A 2840-nucleotide genomic window follows, 5' to 3' on the forward strand; every position below is an offset into this window, starting at 1 on the left:
GCGGTAAATCCGTATCTGTTTACAAACATCTACAGTTTACACGGTAAATCCACGTTTTTACATTCTTTCGTGGAGGTCGTTTCATATTGTCTGTCTGGAAGGAACTGACGGTTATTTATGACCCAACCAAAACCAACCTTGTCAAACACCAAGACACCATCAACATCCCGGAAAAATTCCTTTTTGGTTTCAGGATTCGCCAGAAGTAGATGAATCAAATTCGAATCCATCTGTATTGATGCTTCATAGACAGCATTTCGCATGAAAGTACCATCGTTAGCAACAAATCTATTATCCTGCTTCAGAACATCAAGCAAGATATCGAAAAAATTGGACATAAAATTCCTTGTTTAATAATATGGAAAATCACAATAATGCTTATATAAATTGAATCTAAATTAAGGCATTAGATGGGCTTTTTATTCTGTCTAAAATCCTAAAATACTTAATCTCGCATTTGCTTTTCAATATCATCAAAATCATTGACAAATTCAGAATATCTTTGATCGCGATTAAAGAAATGAAGTCCCCAAATACGATATCTGTTATCATCCACGTACGTTTTGACTGCAACTGCATCCTCTTTGAGTTGGAGTAGAAAATCTTCCTTCCACTTATCCTTCTCTAATAAATGAGTTCCTTTAGGCTCAATAAATACCTGGATTTGCTCATACCCATCCTCTTTATCTTGTTGTAAAAACAGAACATAATCCGGTTCAAAACGCTCCCCACCATCAAATGAATAAATATGCATTTGACGTTCATTTCGCAGTAAGTAAATCTTGTTATATACGGATTTAAGTTCATCAACATGATCTCTAAAAAACGCTACAAATGCCTTCTCCTCTGATGTACCAAAATTATCAGTGAAAGCAAACCAATCTTTCTCACTTAAATTGAACCTTATATTATCTGGAACTGTCCTGTCATTTTGGGAAACGCCTAATCCTCCGTCCACAACCTCCGTATAGTTTACTGTTTTATCCTTAAATACATCATGAACTCTAACGGCATGAAATTCTTTTGTCCCCTCATATTCTTCATCGATTAAAGAAATGTAGGACGATAATTTAGTAATCACGGATGTAACAGCAGAGTTTAAAACTAACACAGGTGGTACTTCATACTTACTACGAATTTCAATTTTTACATCACCCAAATAATTGCTACTTGTTATAAATTCTCTGGTTGATTTCAGATTTGGAAATCTACTTTTTAAAGAATTGAATTTATACACAGGATGTTTTGCCAAGGCTTTATTTACAATTGCATAATTTAGTTCAGCTATTTTTGCTATTGTTGTTGAATATACTTTTGTAGAGCTGTTGTTAGTTGGTTGACTTTGGTCATCATCCAATATTACATCTTCACCTGACAAACCTGTAGCAATTGAAACTGAATAAATTTTAGTTCTTACTGATGGCAGCAAGCCAGTAACATCACTGCGACTCTTCACCACTCTATCATTAACAAACATTATGCCAGTTTTATATAAATCATCCTTTTTAAAGTCATCCTTAAGAACATAATGTCTTGTCTTTGTTTTATCTTGGTCAATTCCTATTTCTCGTAACGCCCTATTCAATTCAGATACATAGCGATTATCATTTTGACAGTGATAATAAAGTTCTTCACATATGCGTAATTCATTATCAATATCATTGTCATATTTTCTTTGAAATTTTGGTTGCTCATTACTAATCTTAAACGGACAATATCTTGCTCCTCGTCCTATAAGTTGAGCTTCTGAAATAGTTGCAGGTGATAACGAGTTTTTTCCACTTTGACGTGTTTCATATAAACGAACAATGTCAAATAAATTTAGAACATCCCACCCTTCATCAAGTTTCTTAACTTCAAAAATAGCTCGATACGGATTCGTTGAATCTTCAAGTGAGTTGAGCAGCATTTGTTTGGAATCTGCTTCCTTATCATCATTTACGGAAACGCAGTGTTCTTCTGAAAATTCCTCTTTTAACTCTTGAGCCAACATGTCGAAGGTAATACCTTTTGAATCAAAATAGTTATATACCTGATTCATGGTTGGATTATCGATTAAGCCAGAAATTCTTTTTAATGTTTCTCCAGTTAAACTACGTATTGTATCAATGAACAATTTCATAAACTCTTTGCTATCAGCTATTTTGGCTGCTTTAAAGAGAACAACAGGTTTTACTGATAGATGATTGTCTTGAAAAACCTTTAACCTGTATTGACTTAAAACAATCGCTTGTATAGCACGATCCAAAACATCCATGTCAGAACGTAAGGTTTTAATTTCCTTAGAATAGAGATCAGCACGAAACTTATGGAGCGGATAATCAAAAATAATTTTATTTTCGTATTCTGAACGAATCAGTGTGTTCGCTAAATCACAGGTTGCAGTGAATTCAAGCAATACATTCTGATTATTTCTATCAAATATAGATTTAACAGTCTGTTCCCATGAGTGCTTGCTATCTTCTTCTTCCTTGCTTAATTTCTTTGTAGAAACATTCAAGTGATGAGCCTCATCGGATATTAAAACTGTTTTTGTATCATCAAAGTCATCGAAAGATATGCCGTTTTCTCTTGTATACCACATATCAGTGTGCAATCCCTGAGTAGTAGAAAAGCAGATGTTTATTGCTTCCGGATCAGCCCCCTGAAAATTATCTACTTTTTTTACAGCTATGCGCTCACCATCGAGAACTATTTCATCAGCAAATAAATATTTGCTTGAAGTGGCATTGAGAAAGTTATCTTCTGTCTTTTTTACTATGGTTGAAAGATTTACAAAGAATAGAAAATTCCTGTAACCCTGTTATGAAACGACCTTTGTCAAGCAGAAATTTAGGCAA

The 2840-nt window shown here is 34.0% G+C and carries 1 protein-coding gene and 1 pseudogene; both read right to left on the reverse strand.

The genetic code is table 11. From position 1 onward, the window contains the following. Positions 1-29: 29 nt before the first annotated feature. Entirely contained in the window at positions 30-338 is a 309-nt protein-coding gene (locus BMY80_RS11755; protein ID WP_093143912.1) for a site-specific DNA-methyltransferase, read from the reverse strand. Between the two features lie 107 nt (positions 339-445). Further along, positions 446-2785: pseudogene (locus tag BMY80_RS11760) on the reverse strand (DEAD/DEAH box helicase family protein); the annotation flags it as partial. Positions 2786-2840 lie beyond the last annotated feature (55 nt).

The organism is Ruminobacter amylophilus (genome assembly GCF_900115655.1).
Lineage (GTDB): Bacteria > Pseudomonadota > Gammaproteobacteria > Enterobacterales > Succinivibrionaceae > Ruminobacter > Ruminobacter amylophilus.

Coding starts and splice junctions, on each gene's coding strand:
- BMY80_RS11755 (WP_093143912.1), bottom strand. CDS start 338: ATGTCCAATTTTTTCGATATCTTGCTTGATGTTCTGAAGCAGGATAAT.